The organism is Bradyrhizobium sp. USDA 376, assembly GCF_054063675.1.
Genome location: NZ_JBSSGN010000001.1, coordinates 8,660,874 through 8,677,074 on the forward strand (window position 1 = coordinate 8,660,874; position 16,201 = coordinate 8,677,074).

General features: G+C 64.3%; 16 protein-coding genes. 9 read left to right on the forward strand and 7 right to left on the reverse strand.

Features of this window, described 5'->3' with window-relative positions:
• The first annotated feature begins 69 nt into the window (after window positions 1-69).
• The 4 genes from ACVJ19_RS40765 (at window position 70) to ACVJ19_RS40780 (ending at window position 3,672) form a co-directional block, all read left to right on the forward strand.
• A complete protein-coding gene (locus tag ACVJ19_RS40765; RefSeq protein ID WP_212347695.1) occupies window positions 70-630 on the forward strand; it encodes a LemA family protein in 561 nt (186 codons plus the stop codon).
• Between the two features lie 142 nt (window positions 631-772).
• On the forward strand, window positions 773-1,981 hold the full coding sequence (locus ACVJ19_RS40770) for a M48 family metallopeptidase (RefSeq protein WP_453954693.1): 1,209 nt from the start codon (window positions 773-775) through the stop codon (window positions 1,979-1,981).
• Between the two features lie 209 nt (window positions 1,982-2,190).
• Complete coding sequence (locus ACVJ19_RS40775) at window positions 2,191-2,943, forward strand: hypothetical protein (protein WP_453954694.1); 753 nt, start codon at window positions 2,191-2,193, stop codon at window positions 2,941-2,943.
• A gap of 60 nt (window positions 2,944-3,003) precedes the next feature.
• Complete coding sequence (locus ACVJ19_RS40780) at window positions 3,004-3,672, forward strand: hypothetical protein (protein WP_453954695.1); 669 nt, start codon at window positions 3,004-3,006, stop codon at window positions 3,670-3,672.
• Between the two features lie 40 nt (window positions 3,673-3,712).
• Here ACVJ19_RS40780 and ACVJ19_RS40785 read toward each other — a convergent pair whose 3' ends face one another.
• The 6 genes from ACVJ19_RS40785 to petA all read right to left on the reverse strand — a co-directional run bounded on the left by ACVJ19_RS40785 (window position 3,713) and on the right by petA (window position 11,013).
• Window positions 3,713-4,252, reverse strand: coding sequence for an adenine phosphoribosyltransferase (locus ACVJ19_RS40785; protein WP_453954696.1), 540 nt, complete (start codon window positions 4,250-4,252; stop codon window positions 3,713-3,715).
• Between the two features lie 110 nt (window positions 4,253-4,362).
• Window positions 4,363-6,528 (reverse strand): anthranilate synthase component I, encoded by a 2,166-nt coding sequence (locus ACVJ19_RS40790; RefSeq protein WP_453954697.1) that lies wholly within the window; start codon window positions 6,526-6,528, stop codon window positions 4,363-4,365.
• A gap of 273 nt (window positions 6,529-6,801) precedes the next feature.
• Window positions 6,802-7,416, reverse strand: a complete 615-nt coding sequence (locus ACVJ19_RS40795; RefSeq protein ID WP_453954698.1) for a hypothetical protein — start codon at window positions 7,414-7,416, stop codon at window positions 6,802-6,804.
• A gap of 31 nt (window positions 7,417-7,447) precedes the next feature.
• Entirely contained in the window at window positions 7,448-8,122 is a 675-nt protein-coding gene (locus ACVJ19_RS40800) for a dienelactone hydrolase family protein (protein ID WP_453954699.1), read from the reverse strand.
• Between the two features lie 224 nt (window positions 8,123-8,346).
• Complete coding sequence (gene fbcH, locus ACVJ19_RS40805; protein ID WP_453954700.1) at window positions 8,347-10,419, reverse strand: cytochrome b/c1; 2,073 nt, start codon at window positions 10,417-10,419, stop codon at window positions 8,347-8,349.
• Between the two features lie 63 nt (window positions 10,420-10,482).
• Window positions 10,483-11,013 carry a ubiquinol-cytochrome c reductase iron-sulfur subunit gene (gene petA / locus ACVJ19_RS40810; protein ID WP_453954701.1) on the reverse strand — a complete coding sequence of 177 codons (531 nt, stop codon included), beginning with the start codon at window positions 11,011-11,013 and terminating at the stop codon, window positions 10,483-10,485.
• 282 nt (window positions 11,014-11,295) lie between these two features.
• On the opposite strand from petA, the gene ACVJ19_RS40815 reads away from it, so the two are divergent.
• The 5 genes from ACVJ19_RS40815 to ACVJ19_RS40835 all read left to right on the forward strand — a co-directional run bounded on the left by ACVJ19_RS40815 (window position 11,296) and on the right by ACVJ19_RS40835 (window position 14,474).
• Window positions 11,296-11,778, forward strand: coding sequence for a tRNA (cytidine(34)-2'-O)-methyltransferase (locus ACVJ19_RS40815; RefSeq protein WP_453954702.1), 483 nt, complete (start codon window positions 11,296-11,298; stop codon window positions 11,776-11,778).
• A gap of 10 nt (window positions 11,779-11,788) precedes the next feature.
• The gene (queE, locus tag ACVJ19_RS40820; protein ID WP_453954703.1) at window positions 11,789-12,421 is read left to right on the forward strand and encodes a 7-carboxy-7-deazaguanine synthase; all 633 of its coding nucleotides are present in this window, start codon (window positions 11,789-11,791) and stop codon (window positions 12,419-12,421) included.
• Window positions 12,422-12,438: 17 nt separating this feature from the next.
• Window positions 12,439-12,804 carry a 6-pyruvoyl trahydropterin synthase family protein gene (locus ACVJ19_RS40825; RefSeq protein WP_453955309.1) on the forward strand — a complete coding sequence of 122 codons (366 nt, stop codon included), beginning with the start codon at window positions 12,439-12,441 and terminating at the stop codon, window positions 12,802-12,804.
• A gap of 129 nt (window positions 12,805-12,933) precedes the next feature.
• Window positions 12,934-13,821: an oxygen-dependent coproporphyrinogen oxidase gene (gene hemF, locus ACVJ19_RS40830; protein WP_453954704.1), complete on the forward strand. Its 888-nt coding sequence runs from the start codon at window positions 12,934-12,936 to the stop codon at window positions 13,819-13,821.
• Window positions 13,812-14,474: an HAD family hydrolase gene (locus ACVJ19_RS40835; RefSeq protein WP_453954705.1), complete on the forward strand. Its 663-nt coding sequence runs from the start codon at window positions 13,812-13,814 to the stop codon at window positions 14,472-14,474. Before hemF ends, ACVJ19_RS40835 begins: the two co-directional genes overlap by 10 nt.
• A 69-nt stretch (window positions 14,475-14,543) precedes the next feature.
• Here the strand turns inward: ACVJ19_RS40835 and ACVJ19_RS40840 are convergent, their stop codons facing one another.
• Entirely contained in the window at window positions 14,544-16,055 is a 1,512-nt protein-coding gene (locus tag ACVJ19_RS40840) for an ISNCY-like element ISBj12 family transposase (protein WP_011084703.1), read from the reverse strand.
• Window positions 16,056-16,201 lie beyond the last annotated feature (146 nt).

Sequence of the window (16,201 nt, forward strand, 5' to 3'; positions counted from 1 at the left end):
CCGGGGCTCTCGCTCCGCGCCAATTTGGTCTACCCTAGCGCCCGCTTCTTTCCCCTTCAGGAGTTCTCCATGTCGACCGGCTGGATCGTTCTCGGCGTCATCGTCGTCCTCGTGTTCCTGGCCTTCAGTGCCTACAACCGCCTGGTGGCGCTGAGCCAGCGCGTCGGCCAGGCCTTTGCCGACATCGACGTGCAGCTCAAGCAGCGCCACGACCTGGTCCCGAATCTGGTCGAGACCGTGAAGGGTTATGCCTCGCATGAACGCGGCACGCTCGACGACGTGATCAAGGCGCGCAATTCGGCGATGTCGGCGCAGGGGCCGGCGCAGGTGTCCGCCGCCGAGACCCAGCTCTCCGGCGCGCTTGGCCGGCTGATCGCATTGTCGGAGGCCTATCCGGACCTCAAGGCCAACGCCAATTTCCAGCAGCTTGCCAGCGAGCTGTCGGACCTCGAGAACAAGATCGCGGCGAGCCGCCGCTTCTTCAACAACGCGGTCCAGGAATACAACACCGGCATCCAGCAGATGCCCGCAGCGCTGTTCGCCGGCATGTTCGGCTTCACCAGGAAGGACTTCTTCGATCTCGGCGCCAGCCGCACCGAGGTCGAGGCCGCTCCTCAGGTGAAGTTCTGATTTGAGCGTGCGCAACAGATGCTGTCATTCCGGGGCGATGCGCAGCATCGAACCCGGAATCTCATCCAGATCACCAATCTCGGGATTCCGGGTTCAGGCCTCCGGCCTGCCCCGGAATGACGGTGATTAAACGGAAGCAGCCATGGCCGCGTATGGTCTCTACACGCACATCGCCTCGAACAAGTTTCGTTCGATGCTGCTGCTCGGTGGCCTGTTCGCGCTGGTCTACGTGCTGGTCTATGCCGGCGCGCTGATCGCCGAAGTGCTCATCGACAGCAACCGGACCGTCGCCTTCTACCTGAGCCACGCTTTCCATGATCTGAAAGTCGCTGCGCCAGTCGCGACAATCGTGACGGCGGTCTGGGTCGTCATCGCCTATTTCTTCCACCAGTCGATGATCGATGCGGTGACCGGCGGCCACGACGTCACCCGGCAGGAGGAGCCGCGGCTCTACAATCTGCTCGAAAACCTCTGCATCTCGCGCGGCATCACCATGCCGAAGCTGAAGATCATGGAGAGCCCGGCGCTGAACGCGTTCGCGACCGGCCTCAACCCGCGGCAATATTCGGTCACCGTCACCACCGGCCTCCTCAACGCGCTGAATGACAAGGAGATCGAGGCGGTGCTGGGCCACGAGCTGACCCACATCAGGAACGGCGACGTCCAGCTCATGGTGGTCGCCGTCATCATCGCCGGCGTGGTCGGCTTCTTCGGCGAATTGTTCTTCCGCCTGTTCACAAATTTGAGCTGGAACTCCGGCGGCTCGTGGTCCTCGGGCTCCTCCTCGTCGTCGCGCTCGTCCTCCTCGAGCAGCGACAGCAAGAGCTCGGGCGGCGGCGCGGTGATCGTCATCATCATCGCGGTCGTGCTGATCGTGGTGGCCTGGCTGATGTCGCAGGTGGTGAAGCTCGCGCTATCGCGCTCGCGCGAATATCTCGCCGACGCAGGCTCGGTCGAGCTGACGAAAGATCCGGATGCCATGATCTCGGCGCTGCGCAAGATCGAGAATCGCGGCGAGCTGCCCGGTGCGACCTCGGCCGTGATGGAGCTCTGTGTCGACAATCCGCGCGAAGGCTTTGCCGACCTGTTCGCGACCCACCCCTCCGTGCAGTCCCGGGTTGATGCCCTGGTCAAGTTCGCCGGCGGCCGTGATCCCGGTCCGCTGCCCGACCCCACTGACGAGACGGATCAGTCCGAGACGGAACAACCCGGGGCGCAGGATAGCCCGCCGCCGCTGTCGCAGGGGCCATGGGGCGATGCAGCCGGTCCGGCCGACCCGCCGCCCGTTCCCGCACCAAGCCCCTCAGGCGGCCCAGCAACCAATCCGATGGGACCGTGGGGCCGCCACTGAGCCACGCGATCGGCCGCGGTTCGTTGCGGGTTTGACACCGATCGGGAAAATCCTCGGGAATTGCCGCAACCGGGGCGCAAGGAATTGAATTCTCCCTTGTTTCTGCCATGTTCGCGCCCAACAGCAGACTTGGGACGTCTTTTGGGACATCGATTTGGGGCCCGGCCGATTGCGACCTCGCGATCGGGGGCGCGCGTTAGGGGACAGCAATGGCAAAGCCAGCAGTGGTTGTGGTGGGCGCGGACAAGGGCGGGGTCGGCAAGACCACGGTATCGCGCACCCTGCTCGATTATTTCTCAGCCAACAACGTGCCGACCCGCGCCTTCGACACGGAATCGCCGCGCGGAACCCTGAAGCGCTTCCACCCTGACATCACCGAGATCGTCGACATGACGACGACGTCGGACCAGATGAAGATTTTCGACACGCTCAACGCGGTCAGCCCTTCGGTCACCGTCATCGACGTCCGCGCCGGCCTGCTCTCGCCGGCGCTGGCGTCGCTCCGCGACATCGGCTTCCTCGATGCCGCCAAGGCCGGCCAGATCACCTTTGCGGTGTTCCATATCCTCGGACCCTCGATCGCCTCGCTGGAGGAGATCGCCGAGACCGCGGGCTTCATGACCGGCGCGAAATATTTCCTGGTGAAGAACTTCATCAACGACACCCAGTTCTTCCAGTGGGACCAGTCGACCTACAATTCCTACTTCCACCGCATCAAGGACGCGACCGAGCTCACGATCCCCAAGCTCAACGAAATGGCCTATGAGCAGGTCGAGGTCTCATCCGTTCCGTTCCTGAAATTCGTCGCCAACAAGGGCATCAGCGACGAGGCCGCGAACTATTCGTTCGTGCTGCGCGGCTATGTCCGGCACTGGCTGGCCAACGTCTGGAGCGAGTTCGACCGCATCCGGCTGACCGACATCGTCGGTTCGAAGCCGGCGACCCGCAACAGCGAAAAATAGTTGCGCAAGCGGGGCTGATACGGCTGGATTGGGCGGTGAGTTGGCCTGATATAGCTGTCGATGCCCGCGACCCCCGTCTACATCATCTGCTCGCCCCGCCCGCAGGTCGGCAAGACCCTGCTGGCGCGACTCTTGAGCGAATTCCTGCTGCTCAAGAACGGCAACGTGGCGGCCTTCGACGTCAACCTGAAGGAGCCGTCGCTGCTGGATTACCTGCCGAAGATCACCGAGACCGCCGACGTGATCGACACCTACGGCAAGATGCAGCTGATGGACCGCGTCATCGTCGATGACGGGCTCTCCAAGGTGATCGACCTCGGCTTCCACGCCTTCGACGAGTTCTTCAAGATGACCGAGGAGATCGGCCTGCTCAAGGAGGCGGCGCGCCGCCATGTCGCGCCCCAGATCCTGTTCGTCGCCGACACCGACCGCGTCTCGGCCCGCGCCCACGAGATGCTGCGCGGACAGATCCCGCGGATGAACCTGATCACGGTGGACAATGAATATGTCGTGCGCGGCGAGCTGCCGCCTGCGATGGCCGGCGGCCGGCTGTTCCGCCTGCCCGCGCTGCCCGGCTTCCTGAAGACCTATATCGACCGGCTGAACTTCTCCTTCACCGGCTATCTGCGCCAGGAGAAGGACCACTCCACCGAGCTGCACCAGTGGACCCGGAGGAATTACCTCGCCTTCCGGGAGCTGGAGCTCAGCCTGATCCTGCAGCGGTCGTAGGCAAAAATTTCGCGGGCGAAGTCCTCCGCCCCCTCGCCGCTCAGTGCCCCTCGAACGACATCAGCGTGCGCACGGGCACGTCCATGGCGCGCAGCTTGGCGGCGCCGCCGAGCTCGGGCAGGTCGACGATGAAGCAGGCCGCGACGACATTGGCGCCGATCTGGCGCAGCAGCTTCACCGCACCCTCCGCGGTGCCGCCGGTGGCGATGAGGTCGTCGACCAGGATCACGCGCTCGCCGGGCGCGACCGCGTCGACATGCATCTCCATCTCGTCGATGCCGTATTCGAGCGAGTAGGCGATCCGCACCGTCGTGTGCGGCAGCTTGCCTTTCTTGCGGATCGGCACGAAGCCGGCCGAGAGCTGATGCGCCACCGCGCCGCCGATGATGAAACCGCGCGCCTCCATGCCAGCGACCTTGTCGATCTTGTTGCCGGCCCAGGGATTGACGAGCTCATCCACGGCGCGGCGGAAGGCGCGCGCGTCCGCGAGCAAGGTCGTGATGTCGCGGAACATGATCCCCGGCTTGGGATAGTCGCGGATGGTGCGGACGCTCGCCTTGATGTCGTGGTCAAAGGTCATTCTATCTCTCACTGGTCATTCCGGGGCGGTGCGTAGCCGAACCCGGAATCTCGAGATTCCGGGTCTGGTGCTTGCGCACCATCCCGGAATGACGAGCATGAAGCATGCACTCAATTCGCCCCCGCATCCAGCCGGAAGGCGTTTTCAACAATACGCAAGCCCACCTCGTTGCCGAGCGACATCAGCGATTCCGGGTGGAATTGCACGCCTGCAACCGGCAGGGTCTTATGCTCCAGCGCCATGGCGACGCCGTCCTCGGTGCTGGCGGTGACGTTCAACACCTCGGGCATGCTGTCGCGCTCGACATAGAGCGAGTGATAGCGGCCGATGACGATCTCGTTCGGCAGATTGCGCATCAGCCGCCCGCCGCGCACCTGGACGCGCGAGGGCCGGCCGTGGGCGGGATGGGTGAGCTGGCCCAGCTCGCCGCCGAAATATTCGCCGATCGCCTGCACGCCGAGGCAGACGCCGAACACCGGCAGCTTCTTCTCCAGCGCCGCATCGATCGTCTTCCTGATCCCGAAATCTTCGGGCCTGCCCGGGCCGGGCGACAGCACCAGCAAATCCCACCTCTTCTGCTTGAGCATGTCGAGCGCATGCACATAGCGGACCACGGTGACGCTGGCGCCGACCTGGCGGAAATAATCAGCGAGCATGTGCACGAAGCTGTCGTCGTGGTCGATCAGCAGCACCCGCTTGCCCGAGCCGGTGGCATCGGGCGCGAAGGTCGACAGCGGTTTTGGCGGATCGCCGCGCAGCGCCTGGAACAGCGCGGCCGCCTTGACCTGGCACTCCCGGTCTTCCGCGGCCGGATCGGAGTCGAACAGGCAGGTGGCGCCGACGCGCACTTCGGCGAGGCCATCCTTCATGCGGATGGTGCGGATGGTGAGGCCGGTGTTGATGCTGCCGTCGAAATTCACAGCTCCAATGGCGCCGGCATACCAGCGCCGCGGCGAGCGCTCGTGATCCTCGACGAACTGCATCGCCCAGAGCTTTGGCGCGCCGGTGACGGTGACGGCCCAGGCATGGGTGAGGAAGGCATCGAGCGCGTCGAAGCCGGGGCGCAGCATGCCCTCGACGTGATCGACGGTGTGGAAGAGCTTCGAGTAGGTCTCGATCTGGCGACGCGCCAAGACCTTGATCGTGCCGGGCACGCAGACGCGCGCCTTGTCGTTGCGATCGACGTCGGTGCACATGTTCAGCTCGAACTCGTCCTTCTCCGAGTTCAGGAGCTGGCGGATCTGCTCGGCGTCGCCGATCGCATCGGTGCCGCGCGCGATCGTGCCCGAGATCGGGCAGGTCTCGACGCGGCGGCCGTCCGAGCGCACGAACATTTCCGGCGAAGCCGAGACGAGAAATTCACCCTCGCCGAGATTCATCAGCGCGCCGTAAGGAGACGGGTTGATGACGCAGAGGCGCTGGAACACTTCGGCCGGCGAGCGGTCGCAGGGCTCGGCGAAGAGCTGGCCCGGTACCGCCTCGAACAGATCGCCTCGGGCAAAGGCCGCGCGCGCGGTCTCGACGGTGGCCTGATATTCGCCGGGCGCGTGATCGGCGAAGCCCTGGCGCGGCGTCTTCAGATACGGGCTGTCGGCGGTCTCGCGCGGCAGGCCTTCCGTGGACTTGCCCTTCCAGGCGAAGTCGTAGGTGAGCACCACGCCGCGGCCGGTGGCGCGGTCATAGGCCAGCAGGCGATCGGGCACGTACAGCACGATGTCGCGCTGGTCTTGCTCGCGCGGACGCTTCTGCACGAGGTCCTCGATCTGGAACACGAGGTCGTAGGCGAAGGCCCCGAACAGGCCGAGCAGCCCGTCATCATTGGCGGAGAAGGCGGCGACGATTTCGCGCACCAGTGACATCACGCTGGCGCGGCGCGTGCGCTGGTCTTCCTCGACCGGCGCATCGCCGCGGATGATGTGGCCGGCAAGGCGCGTCGCCGTCTTCTCGGAGATGACAACGCAGGGCTCGCGCAAGACGTCCGCGAGGAAGGCAATCAGCACCTGCCCGCGCTCATTCAGCGCTTCCAGCTTGAAATTGACGCCCGTGGTCTCGAGCTTGAGCGGCGGGTCGGAGAAGCCGAGGTCGAAGCTCTCGTAGCGACCGGGCACGGTCGTGCCCGAGGACAGCACCACGCCGCGGCGGCGGTCGAGCAGGCTCACAAGATCGTCGAGCCTGTTGGCGCCGCCGGTAAACTGCTCCGCCACGCGCGTGATCGCGAGACCCGCGCGGGTCGCGTATTCACTTCGGGCCGGGAGGGCAAAGACTGTCCTGTTCATGTGATCCTCTTGGGGTCCTCTTACGAGACTTGCCGAGGGAACGCCACACAGGACAAACGATCAGGCCGCCGCGCTGTGCTGGCGACCTTCGACGATTTTGAGAATAGAAATCGCACCGGCCACCTCGTCAGGAGGTGCGCCACCAAAGACGGGCTGGGCGGACGGCGGTGCTCATGGGCGGGATACTCACCATGCCCGGGGGACGGCGTCAAGGGCTGGAACCTGGGCTAGTTCGGACTGAAGCGCCCGTCAGCCGGCGATTGCTGCGCGTGACTAAAGCTCGTCGGCCTGAGGCACCCAGTCGAATTTGCGTTTCTTCCGATCCCATTTCAGGACAGAGGTATCGTCACATTCCATGCACGCCGAGGCGACCAGCGTGCCGCCCTTCCCCTTCCGAAGCGCACCGAACTGACGGTCCGTGTGCACGGCGTTGACAAACCGGACCTTGGGGTTTCCGTCGGCGGGGTGATCGAGGATCAGGATGAACCGGCCCTTCGGGCCGGCGCATTCCTGAAAGACGCCGACCACCGCGACCTGCCTTGCCGCCGTGCCGTCGAAGCGGCCTTCGACGGCAAACGACATGCCGGCTGACTGCATCACATCGACACCACCTTCGAACAACAGCTCTTTCGGAATCAGGTCCTTGCGGAATTCGGTCGCCTTGCACCAGCTCTTGTGGATCTGGTTCGCGGGGATGCCGCGAACCTCGGTCGTGAACGGGTGGAAATCCGCAATGACCCACCAGGCCTCTTTCTTGAGGTCGCCGTTCAGCGTGACGAATGCCTGCTGCGCCGCCGCCTGAACCGTCGTCAGCGCGATGACGCTGGCAACGCCGGCCATCGATCCAATGATCAGCCCAAGAAGGCGCGTGAAGGACCACGTCGACATGCTCCGCTGCTCCCGATCGGTCGCTCCGGTCTTACCCCAGATGCTTCCGGAAAAACTCCGTCGCCCGGCCCCAGGCGAGCTCGGCGGCTTCGCGGTCGTGCACGGCCTGGCGCTGCTCGTTGACGAAGGCGTGCTCGGCGTCATAGCGGAACAGCTCCAGCGACTTGCCGGCAGCCTTCATGGCCTTCTCAAAACCGTTGACCAGCTCCGGCGTGCACCAATCGTCCTTGTTGGCGAAATGGGCCTGCAGCGGGATCTTGACGTCGGCGGGCTTGGCGGCCTGCTCCGGCGGGATGCCGTAGAACACGACGCCGGCGGCGAGCTCCGGGATCTTGGTCGCGCCGATGATGGTCACGGCGCCGCCGAGGCAGAAGCCTGTTAGCCCGACCTTGGCGCCGTTGCGCGACAGGTACTGCGCGCCACCGCGCACGGTCTGCGTGGTGGCGTCCATGAAGTCGAGCGAGTTCATTTCCTTGTTGGCGGAATCCGTGTCGTGATACGGCACCACCTTGCCCTTGTAGAGATCAGGCGCCAGCGCATCGAAGCCGGCCAGCGCAAAGCGGTCGCACAGGCCCTTGATCTGGTCCGACAGGCCCCACCATTCCTGGATCACGACCACCCCCGGCGCATTGCCGCGCGCGGCATTGGCGAGATAGCCCGATGCGTCCTTGCCGTCCGGGCGCTTGAAGGTGATGGCGGTTCCCATGGTGTCCTCCGGTGAGTTTCTGGGGGAGCGGTTGGCGGTATTTTGGCGGCTGTGCGCGCGATAGGCAATCCACACTCCCGTCATTCCGGGGCGTACGAAGTGCGAACCCGGAATCTCGAGATTCCGGGTTCGATGCTGACGCATCGCCCCGGAATGACGGAGAGTTGAGCCAACAAAAAAGCCCCCTTGCGGGGGCTTTTTCATCTCGTCTCGCCTCGCGCCGCTCAGTGCGAGCTGGCCCAGACCTTCTTCTTGGTGAAATACATCAGGCCGGCGAAGATGATCAGGAACACGAACACCTGGAAGCCGAGGCGCTTGCGCGCTTCCATGTGGGGTTCGGCGGTCCACATCAGGAACGTGGTGACGTCCTTGGAATATTGCGCGACCGTGGTCGGCGAGCCGTCGTCATAAGTCACCTGCCCGTCGCTGAGCGGCTTCGGCATCTTGATGGCGTGGCCCGGGAAGTACTTGTTGAAGTACGAGCCCTCCGGGATGGTGACGCCCTCCGGCACCTTGTCCTCAAAGCCCTGAAGCACCGCCGCGACGTAGTCCGGGCCCTGCTCCTGGTACTGGGTGAAGAAGTCGAAGATGAACCAGGGGAAGCCGCGCTTATAGGAGCGCGCCTTGGTGATCAGCGACAGGTCGGGCGGCGCCGCGCCGCCGTTCGCTGCACGCGCGGCCTGCTCGTTCGGGAACGGCGAGGGGAAATAGTCCGCCGGCCGGCCCGGACGCTCGAACATATCGCCGGCATCGTTCGGACCGTCCTTGACCTTGTACTCGGAAGCGAAGGCCGCCGCCTGCGCCACGGAATAGCTGGGCCCGCCGGGCTCGGCGAGGTTGCGGAAGGCGATGTAGGACAGGCCGTGGCAGCTTGCGCAGACCTCCTTGTAGACCTTCAGGCCGCGCTGGAGCGCACCGCGGTCGAACTTACCGAAAGGGCCAGAGAACGACCATTTGATGCCCGGCGGCGTGTCGCTGCCTTCGGAGGCCTTCGCGCTGTCGATCGAGCCCGCGAACAGCGAACCGGCGAGCGCCAGCACGATCGCGGTCGACACCATCGGCGTCGATCGGCTGCCGGTCTTGGCGAGCACCGCATCCGAGATCGAGTTCGGCACCGGCCGCGGCTTCTCGATGCGCGAGAGCAGCGGCAGCACGATCAGGAAATAGGCGAAGTAGCACACCGTCAGGACCCGACCGGCAACGACGTAGATGCCTTCCGGCGGCTGCGCGCCGAGATAGCCGAGCAGGATGCAGACCACGACGAAGATCCAGAAGAACTGCTTGGCCAGCGGGCGGTACTTCGAGGATCTGGTCTTGGCGGCATCGAGCCAGGGCAGGAAGCACAGGATGATGATCGCCCCGAACATCGCGATGACGCCCGCGAGCTTGTTCGGGATCGAGCGCAGGATCGCGTAGAACGGCAGGTAATACCATTCCGGCACGATATGCGGCGGCGTCACGCCCGGGTTCGCCGGAATGTAGTTGTCGGCATCACCGAGATAGTTCGGCATGTAGAAGATGAACCAGGCGTAGAGCAGCAGGAAGCAGGCGACGCCGAACATGTCCTTGATGGTCGCATGCGGCGTGAACGGCACCGTGTCCTTTTCCGTCTTCGGCTCGACGCCATCAGGATTGTTCTGGCCGGCGACGTGCAGCGCCCAGACGTGGAGCACGACGACGCCCGCGATCACGAACGGGAGGAGATAGTGCAGCGAGAAGAAGCGGTTCAGTGTCGGGTTGCCGACCGAATAGCCGCCCCACAACAGCGTCACGATGCTCTCGCCGACATAGGGAATGGCGGAGAACAAATTGGTGATGACGGTGGCGCCCCAGAAGCTCATCTGGCCCCACGGCAGCACGTAGCCCATGAAGCCGGTCGCCATCATCAAGAGGTAGATGATCACGCCGAGGATCCACAACACCTCGCGCGGCTCCTTGTACGACCCGTAGTAAAGGCCACGGAACATATGGACGTAGACGGCCACGAAGAACATCGACGCGCCAACCGCGTGCATGTTGCGCAGCAGCCAGCCGTAGTTCACGTCACGGACGATCAGCTCGACCGACTTGAAGGCGAGATCGGCGTTCGGCGTGTAGTGCATCGCCAGGATCACGCCGGTCAGGATCTGCAGCCCGAGCATGAAGGAGAGGATGGCGCCGAAGGTCCACCAGTAGTTCAGGTTGCGCGGGGTGGGATAGGCGACGAAGGAGGAATGGATGAGACCAAAGATCGGCAGGCGCCGCTCGATCCATTGCAGGGCCGGATTGCTCGGCTGGTAGTCGGATGGTCCGCTCATGATGCGATCCTGAGGAAATAACTACGACGAGACGGCGCGAGGCTTCGGACGCAGGTCCGAAGCTCAGCCGATCTGGATTTTGGTGTCGGAAACGAACTGGTACGGCGGCACCGGCAGGTTCGTGGGCGCGGGCCCCTGGCGGATGCGGCCGGACGAATCGTACTGCGAACCATGGCAGGGGCAGAAGAACCCGTCGTAATTGCCTTCATGGGCGATCGGGATGCAGCCGAGATGGGTGCAGATGCCGATCACGACCAGCCACTGCTCGTGGCCGGCCTTGACCCGGGCCTCGTCGGACTGCGGATCGGGCAGGCTCGCCACGTTGACGGCGCGCGCCTCGTCGATCTGCTTCTTGGTGCGGTGGCTGATGTAGATCGGCTTGCCGCGCCAGAACACCTTGATGTCCTGGCCCTCGGCGATCGGGCTGAGATCGACCTCGATCGGCGCACCGGCGGCGATGGTCGAGGCATCAGGATTCATTTGAGAGATGAAGGGCCAGAGCGCGGCCGCGCCCCCTACTGCTGCAGCTGCCCCCGTTGCAACGAATAAGAAATCACGGCGTGTCGGATGGTCCGCCGAAGACGCTGTCGTCACGATTCCAACCCTTTCTTCTTATGCTGCCGGTGGAACCGTTCCAGGGGCCCCCCAAAGGTCCCCGGAACAGTGCTGCCGGCGCCCGCGGCCCCCCGCGGCGGCAGAACTTCGCTTGTCCCCACCAAAACAGGGCGAAAACAGGAGTCCAGAATCGTTCTATTGGCACCCTTGCCGGGCGAGCGCAAGCCCGCTAACGGCGGGGAAGCGTGCAATGCACGAATTCCCCGGCGGGCGATGTTTTATTGAGACATTTCCGGCCCGCAACCAACCCGCAGCCGCCCCATGCAGATCGCGCTTTTCCAGCCTGACATTCCCCAGAACACCGGCACGATTCTCCGGCTGTGCGCATGTCTGGGCATGACCGCCCATATCATCGAACCTGCGGGGTTCCCGGTCTCCGACCGGCATTTCCGCCGGGCGGGAATGGATTACCTCGACCATGTCAGTATCGTCAGGCACGACTCCTGGACGAAGTTCGAGGACTGGCGCGCAGGCCAAGGCTACCGCCTGTTGCTGTTCACCACCAAGGCCGCCACCGACTACCGCGATTTTCGTTACCAGACGTCGGACATCCTGCTATTCGGACGCGAGAGCGCCGGCGTCACCGACGCGGTGGTCGAGGCCGCCGATGCGCGGCTGGTGATCCCGGTCGCGGCAGGGCTGCGATCGCTCAATGTCGCCATGAGCGCGGCGATGGCCGCAGGCGAGGCGCTGCGGCAGGTCCGGAACCCGAGCGGTCCACAGGATTGCGGTCCACAGGATTGAGGAGAGAGCAGTGAGTTACGCGGTCAAGGAAATCTTCCTGACCCTGCAAGGCGAAGGCGCCCATGCCGGACGCGCCTCCGTGTTCTGCCGGTTTGCCGGCTGCAACCTCTGGAGCGGCCGCGAGGCCGACCGCGGGGATGCGACCTGCAAGTTCTGCGACACGGATTTCGTCGGCACCGACGGCACGCTGGGCGGCCGTTACGCCTCGGCCGCGGAACTCGCCGACACCATCGCCGCACAATGGACGGCATCAGCCGCCAACCGCTACGTGGTGCTGACCGGCGGCGAGCCGCTGCTCCAGGTCGACGACGCCCTGATCGCGGCGCTCCATGCGCGCGGCTTCGAGATCGGCGTCGAGACCAACGGCACGATCGAGCCGCCCGACGGGCTCGACTGGATCTGCGTCAGCCCGAAGGGCGGCAGCGAGCTCGTGCTGCGCCGCGGCCACGAGTTGAAGCTGGTCTATCCGCAGGCCCTCGCCGCGCCCGAGACGTTCGAAGGCCTCGCCTTCGAACGCTTCTCGCTGCAGCCGATGGACGGGCCGGAGGTCGCCGAGAACACCGCACGGGCGATCGACTACTGCCTGCATCATCCGCAATGGCGGCTCAGCGTGCAGACGCATAAATCGCTCGGCATCAGATAGGATTGGTTTTCGAACAGATGTGGGAATTGACGAAATCGTTCCGCTTCGAGGCGGCGCATTCGCTGTCGGGGACGACCTTTGGCGCAGCGAGCGAAGAGATCCACGGCCACTCCTTCCGCGCCGAGGTGACCGTGCGCGGCACGCCCGACCCTGAGACCGGCATGGTGGTCGATCTCGGCCTGCTCCAGCGCGCCATCGAGGATGTCCGGCTCACGCTCGACCACAAGTTCCTCAACAAGATCGAGGCGCTGGGCAAACCGACGCTGGAGAACCTGTCACGCTTCGTCTGGGAGCGGCTACAGCATATCGGCAAGCTGACCCGCGTCAGCATCCACCGCGACAGTTGCAACGAGAGCTGCACCTATTACGGTCCGCAAGACTAGCTACGATCTCGATCTCGTAGGGTGGGCAAAGCGCAGCGTGCCCACCATTCAAGACGACGGTGAAAGTTGGTGGGCACGGCGCAAGCGCGCCTTTGCCCACCCTACGGCAGGTTCGTTTGGGAATAGAGTATGGACGCCTCAACAATCGACGACCGCAAGACGCGCGCCCGCGCCTGGTTCGAGCGCTTGCGCGACGACATCTGCGCGAGCTTCGAGCGCCTCGAGGATGATGCGCCACAAGCCCTTTATCCCGGCGAGGCCGGCCGCTTCGAACGTACGCCCTGGCAGCGCACCGACCACACCGGCGCGGCCGGCGGTGGCGGGGTGATGTCGATCATGCATGGCCGGCTGTTCGAGAAGGTCGGCGTGCACTGCTCGACCGTCCACGGCGAATTCGCGCCCGAGTTTCGGGCTCAGATCCCCGGCGCCGCGGAGGATCCAAAATTCTGGGCGTCCGGCATCTCGCTGATCGCGCACATGCGCAATCCGCATGTGCCCGCCGTGCACATGAACACGCGCTTCGTCGTCACCACCAAAGCCTGGTTCGGCGGCGGCGCCGATCTCACGCCGGTGCTGGATCGCCGGCGCAAGCAGGACGATGCCGACAGCATCGCCTTCCACGCTGCGATGAAGGAAGCCTGCGCGCAGCCGAACGGCGTTGCCGACTACGACAAGTACAAGACGTGGTGCGACGAATATTTCTACCTGCCGCACCGGAAAGAGGCGCGCGGCATCGGCGGCATCTTCTACGACTGGCACGACAGCGGCGACTGGGACGCCGACCTCGCCTTCACCCAGGATGTCGGCCGCGCCTTCCTGAAGATCTACCCTGACATCGTCCGGCGCAATTTCGCGAGCGCCTGGACGGCTGCGGACCGCGAGGAGCAATTGATCCGGCGCGGGCGCTATGTCGAGTTCAACCTGCTCTACGACCGCGGCACCATCTTCGGGCTCAAGACCGGCGGCAATGTGGACTCCATCCTGTCGTCGCTGCCGCCGGAGGTGAAATGGCCATGACCAATCCGAGGCCGCTGCCGCGCGCCATGCTGATCGACATGGACGACACCATCCTGTCGGCCTATGGCCGGCCCGAGATCGCCTGGAACACGATCGCGAACGAGTTCGCCGAGGAGCTGGCGCCGCTGCCGCCGGCGCAGGTCGCGACCGCCGTGCTGGCATTCGCGCGAAACTTCTGGGCGAACGCGGAAGCCGCATGGCGGATGAAGCTCGCCGAGGCGCGGCACCTCACGGTCAAGGGCGGCTTTGCCGCGCTCGCGGCGGCCGGCCATCGCGCGCTGCCCGACGACCTCGCCATCCGCCTCGCCGACCGCTTCACCGCCTATCGCGAGGAGGAGATGTTCGTCTTCCCCGGCGCGCATGAAGCGATCGACAGGCTGAAGGCGCTCGGCATCAAGCTGGCGCTGGTGACCAACGGCGCCGCCGACATGCAGCGCGCCAAGGTCGAGCGATTCGAGCTGGCGCACCGCTTCCACCACATCCAGATCGAGGGCGAGCACGGCTTCGGCAAGCCCGAGGAGCGCGCCTATCTGCACGCGATGGAGGCGCTCGGCGTCACCGCGAAAGACACCTGGATGATCGTATTGCCTCACATATCGATGCTCCCGGGCGCGATCAGTTGCCTCATTTATTTTGCTCCTGGCCTGAGTTGAGGAGGAGGCCGGGTGCGGAGATGGCCGGGGTTTCGGAGCGCCCGGCCTCCTCCGCTGGCACCTCGCACGTCATTGGGGTGTTGTGACCTCATGCCCTGGCGGCATTTTTTCTGAAGCAAACAGCAGCGCATTCGCTTGCTCGCTGCGCCAGGATTTCAACCGACGTTGAAGGGTTCGAAGAAGCTTGTTCGGATAGTCTCCAGGATATTCCACCTGCAGGCGCGAGAGCAGTTCGCTGCCGGTCCGCCAAGGCTCGGCTTCAAACCATTTTCTCAAATCTGACGTTGCCCGGATAAGCGGATCGGGACGACGCCGGCCCCTTTTAGCCTTCACGATTGGCCGATCCGTCGGGCGCGTGGCGCCGTCCTTCCAGGCCGTTCGCAGGCTTGCCAGGAAGCGATCAATCGATTGTGATGCCGCAGCAGGATGGGCGGATGGTTGGATATCCGCGAGCGCCGCGAGGCGCTCCTGCACGTCGCGGATGTCGCGCAACAACGTGACCGGATCGAGAGCGGTATAGATTTCCTGGAGATGGTGGCGGACCGCATCAGGCGTGCGGGCGTCCGCTGACAGGCGCTGGTGGGGTGTTGCCGGCGCGCTGTATGTCTTACGTACACGAGCACCGTCGCGCTGCTTGGCTAACAGTTTGAACGAAGGTTGGAAGAAGTTTACGAACAGCCGCGCTGACCGATAGAGTTCCGCCAGTAGCTTGGCCGCCTCCAGGCCTTCGAACCTACGATAGCCGACCATCCTGCGCACGACGGCGCCGTTCTTTTGCTCGACGAACGCCTGGTCATTCTTCCGGTAGGGACGGCAACGCGTGAAGACAATGTTGGCCGCCTCGCAGTAGGCCTTCAACGTCTCATTCATGAACACGGTGTCATTGTCCGTGTCGAAGCCGAGCAGCGCAAAAGGCAATTGCTTGCGCAATTCCGTCAGCACCGTGCTCACCAGCGTCTGTTCGCGCACGATCAGAGGTGCGCACTCTGTCCAGCCGGTAGCAATGTCGGTGAGCACGAGGGTCTGGATGAAGCTGCCGCGCGCAGATGGACCGCTATGCGCTACAAGGTCGGCCTCGACGAATCCCGGCGCCGGATCATTCCAATCTGCCGAAGTCCGTATTGGAATACTGCGACGCAGGGAATGCCCCGCGTGCCGCCGGCGCTTGCGACCCAATTTTTCTCGAACCCGCACCAAGGCGCGGTCGATCGTCGCAGCGCTCATCGCCAAAAGTTTGGTGCGAATCTCAGGGGCAAGGTCGAGGTGCCCGTACCGTTCCATCGCCTCAATCAGCGCGGGCATTAATGCTTTCAGTCGCTTCCCGCAGATGCGGTCTGACGCCTCCCAAAGCAGCACGAGTGCGGTGTGTTCTGCTTCATTATATATCCGACGTCGCGCCCGTCGGCCCGGATGTACGCCTTCCTGGTTTCGAAGTAGACGCATCGCATGCTTCCGATGGAATCCGGTGATGTCGACGAACTCGTCCAATATCCGCGCCTTCTTCGCGCGATCCGACCGCCGATAGCGCACGCCTGCCGCCGCCGTCAGTTCCTTCCGCGTTGCCATGCTTAGCCACCCCATCTCCGCCCCTCGCTCGTTCCCGGTCCAGGGGAGCAATTTACGTGAGGCAACGGCTTAGGATCCGGTAACAATTAAGGCGAGGCAATGCGACATGTCATGAGATTGTCGTCAGGATTTGTCGCGCCCTCAGCCTTCGCTTTCTTGTC